Source organism: Microvirga calopogonii, from assembly GCF_003347665.1.
In the GTDB taxonomy this organism is placed as follows: Bacteria; Pseudomonadota; Alphaproteobacteria; order Rhizobiales; family Beijerinckiaceae; genus Microvirga; species Microvirga calopogonii.
In genome coordinates, this window is the sequence record NZ_QDGA01000194.1 from 1 (window position 1) to 4,632 (window position 4,632).

Consider the following 4,632-nt stretch of genomic DNA (forward strand, 5'->3'; position numbering starts at 1 on the left):
GCCGTGATCGTCAACGAGTTCGGCGAGATCGGCATCGACAACGAACTCGTCGTCGGCGCCGACGAGGAAGTGTTCGAGATGAACAACGGGTGCATCTGCTGCACCGTGCGCGGCGACCTGATCCGCATTCTCGACGGGTTGATGAAGCGCAAGGGCAAGTTCGACGCCATCATCGTCGAGACCACCGGCCTCGCGGACCCCGCTCCGGTGGCCCAGACCTTCTTCATGGACCAGGATGTGTCCGACACCGCCCGCCTCGACGCCGTGGTGACGGTCGCCGACGCCAAGTGGCTCTCCGACCGGCTGAAGGACGCGCCGGAGGCGAAGAACCAGATCGCCTTCGCGGACGTGATCATCCTCAACAAGATCGATCTCGTGAACGAGGCAGAGCTGAACGAGGTCGAGGCGCGCATCCGCGCCATCAACCCCTACGCCAAGGTCCACCGCACCCAGAACTGCGCCATCCCGATCTCGGAAGTGCTCGACCGCAAGGCCTTCGATCTCGACCGGATCATCGAGATCGAGCCCGACTTCCTGGAGGAAGGGCATCACCATCATCACGATGAGGAGATGCAGTCCGTCTCCCTGAGGACGGACAGGGATCTCGACGCGGGTCGCTTTCTATCTTGGTACTCCGACCTGATCCAGGCTGAAGGCCTCAATATTCTGCGTTCGAAGGGCATTCTATCGTTCAAGGATGATGATCAGCGGTTTGTCCTACAGGGCGTCCACATGATCCTCGATGGAGCGCCTCAACGACCTTGGGAGCCGGGGGAGCGACGCGAGTCCCGCCTGGTCCTGATTGGCCGGTACTTGGATGTCCCCAGCCTGCAAGCCCAATTCCAGGCCTGTGTGGCTGGGTGAGCCCCGAACTCCGTGGCCTTCACGTACCCATAGCAATGTCTTGACGGTCGATCTGAGCCAGGAACTCTCGGATCTTTGCGTACGGTCCTCAAACCCGGGCCTGACGCAAGTGAACGGCGCAGAGTGTCACGGTGGCTGATTGGCTTGGCTTCTACGCGGCCGTCGGCATGGCGTGAAGCTGAGCATGGTATGCGGCTTCGGCCTCGGCGGGCGGAATGTTGCCACCGGGCTCAGGCAGGCGCCGGTTGTTGACCCAGCCGGCCCATTTGGGAGTGGCGAACTCCACGGCTGCGAAGGCGCGCCACGGACCACGTCGATGGATTCCCTCGGTTTTGAAGAGTCCAAGGGCAGGTTCCGCCAAGGCATTGGCGTCGCAGTCACCAACCCTGCCGGCCGACGGCTCGATGCCCTCCAAGGCGAGCCGCTCGTTGTAGTGGATCGAGACGTACTGGACGCCTTTGTCACCCGTCTGTTTGTCAAGCGGCGATGCGTGCCTGGTCGATCTCGTTTTGCCACTGGCAAATTAAGGTGAACACTTCGCGAGCGATGTAGCGTTTGAGACACCGGATCGCCTCAAGCTTAGAATGGCGCCCAGCCATACGCTTGGCCATGTAGGCCTTGGTTCGCGGGTCGGTCCGGTGCTGCGCGATGGCAATGATGTGCAGGGCGCTGTTGGCAGCTCGGATGCCTTCTCGATTGAGGCGGTGGCGGGTCGTCTTGCCGGACGAGGCTGGGACCGGGCTGACATTGCAAAGCGCGGCAAAGCCGGCGTCGAAGTGTAAGCGTTTCGGATTGTCCCCAGCCGTAAGAAGCAGTTGTGCAGCACCTGCCTGAGCAAGCGAGTTCCGGGCCATGAGGCTGGCCGCGAGTTCATCGACGATGGCACCGATCATGGCGTCCAAGGCACCAATCTCAGGCTCCGCCGCAAATCCGGAGCAGGGGCAAGCAAGGAGCAGGTCTCCTGCCATATGCTCATGCGGCGAGAATATCACGCTATTCGGAGAGTAATGGATCCCGATTTGGAGCATACTTCACCTTTCAATTGCGATTCATGTGGATTATTTCGATCCCACCCAAGATCACGCGGGACACTGTCCGCGGACTTGAAGCCGAGCATCGGATGCATGCGGTGTTTGACGGAGCGGTGATCCAGCTCGGTGCGGTTGTTGATGTATTGACCCTGCTGGATCCGGATCGGCTTCACCTCGCACCGAGATCAATCCTGCAGCCGGCCCTCGGCATCACCCGACGGGATTGCTTCGCGATGGGTCTGGCTGCCGACGATGACAATCCTCCCGGGCCGGCCATGCTGCTTGAGAACCTTGCGTAGCAATCACTTGGCGGCGGTCAGATTACGCCGCTCGCTGAACCAGAACTCCACGGTGTCGCCATTGCTTTCGATAGCTCGGTAGAGGTATTTCCATTGACCTCGAACTTTGGTGTAAGTCTCGTCCATATGCCGCTTCCGGCTGACAACTCGCTTGCGAAGATTGAACTGCTCCAGCAACTGCGGTGCGTAATGCACGCTTTAGCGATGGATGGTGGCATCGTCGATAGAGAGGCCGCCCTCGGCCACCGTGTCTTCAAGATTTCTTAGGCTCAGACTAGAGCGCGTTGACATTCACTTGGTCCAAATGAATGCGCTGACGAGGCAAAGGAGTGACAGGAACGCCCGCGGGGTCTGTTCGTAGCGGGTGGCGATGCGCCTGAAGTGCTTGATTTTCAAGAAGAAGCGCTCGACGAGGTTGCGCTCGCAATAAAGGGCGTAGTCGCAGGCGACTTGCGGCGATGTTGCCCTGGGCGGGATAACCGGCACGGCATCCTGGCTTTCGATGGCCTCGCGCAACGGCTTGGCGTCGTAGCCCTTGTCGCCCACGACATGGTCAGCAGGAAGATCAGCGATCAAGGCCTCAGCCTGAGTGATATCGCTCACCTGTCCCGACGTCAGGATGAAGCGGAGCGGATTGCCCAAAGCATCAACGACGGCATGGATCTTGGTGGTCAGCCCACCGCGGGAGCGTCCGATCGCACGAGCCTCAGGCCCCCCTTTTTGCCTGCCGCATGCTGGTGCGCCCGGACAATGGTTGAGTCGATCATGATGTATTCGAAGTCGGGCTCATCGGCCATGGCGGCAAAAAGCCGGTCCCAGACGCCACTCTTGGACCAGCGCGAGAAGCGAACAAAGGCGCTGTTCCAGTTGCCGAAGAAATCCGGCAGATCTCGCCACGGCGACCCGGTTCGGGCCAACCAGAGCACGGCTTCCACGAACAGCCGGCTATCGACCGCCGTTCTGCCAGGATCCATGCGTTTGCCTGGCACATGCGGCTCCATCCGATCCCACTGGTGATCCTTCAACATCAGACGCACTCCGCTCACCCGAGCCTCCGCTCCGAAAAGGAGCTTGAATCAGATTTGCGAGCCCGCGGGAATCCTGAATGTCAACGCGCTCTAGAGGCCAGGTACCACCGGACGCAGAGAAGGATCCCTGAGCAATCGGAATGGCGGCCTCTGAGTATCATGCTCCTCCGGAGCTGACCGGAGATGTAGACTGAACGGAGTTACCTACAGGTTTGCAACGCCGCCATCCCGCTGACCGCAACCGGCAGGCACCACATTCGCCGCAGCCGAAGCCCCACTCATGCCGGGTACGATGGTCGCCGTTGTAGCAGGTTTGGGTTTCCCGCACGATCAGCTCGACGAGCGCATCGCCCCCTAGCGCTTGTGCAAGACCCCAGGTTTCGGCTTTGTCGATCCACATCAAGGGGGTCTCGAGCACCAGCCGCGAGTTCATGCCGAAGTTCAGCGCAGTCTGAAGCGCTTTGATGGTTTCATCGCGGCAGTCAGGATACCCGCTGAAGTCCGTCTCGCAGACGCCCGTCACCACCCGTTCGAGGTCGCGTTGGAAGGCGACGATCGCCGCAAAGGTGAGGAACACCAGGTTGCGCCCGGGCACGAAAGTCGCGGGAAGCCCGTCTGGACGGCTGCCAACCACCGGCAGGTCCGCGGTCAGCGCGCTTATGCTGACCTCACCCAGCACATCGAGCGGGATGACCCGATCCGGTCCAAGGCGGCTAGCCCAGAGCGGTGACAGGCGGGCAAGCGCCTGCCGGATCGGCTCCCGGCAGTCCATCTCAACTGCATGCCGCTGACCGTACGAAAACCCGATCGTCTCAACCCGCTCGTAGCGCGACAGCGCCCAGGCCAGACAGGTGGTTGAATCCTGCCCACCCGAGAAGACCACGAGGGCGGAGGAGTCAGCGGCGGTCCTGGTCGAGCGGCGCGTAGTAGGTGCAGGTTTCGCCGCAGCTGTCGCGGTAGATCGTCACCCGTGCGACTGGCCCGATGTGCTGGACCCGATCGAAGATGAACCGGGTGATGTTCTCCAGTGTCGGTCGCTCCAGCCCCTCGATCCGGTTGAGGAACTTGTGATCGAGGGTGCGGCGCATCTCTGCGAGCTTACCCTCGAGCAGGCCCAGATCGACCAGCATGCCCGTTTGAGGATCGGGCAGTCCGCGCACAGCGACCTCGGCCCGAAAGGAATGGCCATGGATCTCCTCGCTGGCTGGCCCAAGCGTGGTACCGGTGAGCGTATGGGCGGCTTCGAAGTTAAACGACTTGGTGAGTTCCCACATCAGCGAATTCCTAAGTACTTATGTGTTTGGAGGCTCAGGCGCCATTGCGGGTGAGCCAGGCAATACTCGACGGCTCGCGCCGTGTTCGCGACCTGATCCGGTCCATCCATCGGCTGGAGCGAGAACCGCTCGAAGG

4 protein-coding genes and 4 pseudogenes are annotated in these 4,632 nt (G+C 61.2%); 1 reads left to right on the forward strand and 7 read right to left on the reverse strand.

Going from position 1 to position 4,632, the window contains the following annotated elements:
- Window positions 1-864: CobW family GTP-binding protein (locus DDF70_RS35475; protein ID WP_162820902.1), on the forward strand; the 864-nt coding region annotated here is incomplete at its 5' end.
- Window positions 865-1,015: 151 nt separating this feature from the next.
- Here DDF70_RS35475 and DDF70_RS35480 read toward each other — a convergent pair.
- The 7 genes and pseudogenes from DDF70_RS35480 to DDF70_RS37755 all read right to left on the reverse strand — a co-directional run.
- A pseudogene (locus tag DDF70_RS35480) lies at window positions 1,016-1,327 on the reverse strand (transposase domain-containing protein); the annotation flags it as partial.
- A gap of 13 nt (window positions 1,328-1,340) precedes the next feature.
- Window positions 1,341-1,778 (reverse strand): annotated as a pseudogene (locus tag DDF70_RS35485) (transposase); the annotation flags it as partial.
- Between the two features lie 130 nt (window positions 1,779-1,908).
- Window positions 1,909-2,467 (reverse strand): annotated as a pseudogene (locus tag DDF70_RS38590) (IS6 family transposase); the annotation flags it as partial.
- 18 nt (window positions 2,468-2,485) lie between these two features.
- Window positions 2,486-3,222 (reverse strand): IS5 family transposase gene (locus tag DDF70_RS35500; RefSeq protein WP_245435781.1). Its coding sequence is split into 2 segments (ribosomal slippage): window positions 2,486-2,916 and window positions 2,916-3,222, totalling 738 coding nucleotides; the frame shifts between segments, so codons are not numbered across the junction.
- Between the two features lie 157 nt (window positions 3,223-3,379).
- Entirely contained in the window at window positions 3,380-4,105 is a 726-nt protein-coding gene (gene queC / locus DDF70_RS35505; RefSeq protein ID WP_114949171.1) for a 7-cyano-7-deazaguanine synthase QueC, read from the reverse strand.
- Window positions 4,106-4,118: 13 nt separating this feature from the next.
- The gene (locus DDF70_RS35510; RefSeq protein ID WP_114949172.1) at window positions 4,119-4,496 is read right to left on the reverse strand and encodes a 6-pyruvoyl trahydropterin synthase family protein; all 378 of its coding nucleotides are present in this window, start codon (window positions 4,494-4,496) and stop codon (window positions 4,119-4,121) included.
- A pseudogene (locus DDF70_RS37755) lies at window positions 4,496-4,632 on the reverse strand (7-carboxy-7-deazaguanine synthase); the annotation flags it as partial. The pseudogene DDF70_RS37755 and the gene DDF70_RS35510, both read right to left, overlap by 1 nt.

What these genes read in the sequence shown, in the direction of transcription:
- DDF70_RS35510 (WP_114949172.1), bottom strand. Translation starts at nt 4,496, where the DNA reads ATGTGGGAACTCACCAAGTCGTTTAACTTCGAAGCCGCCCATACGCTC.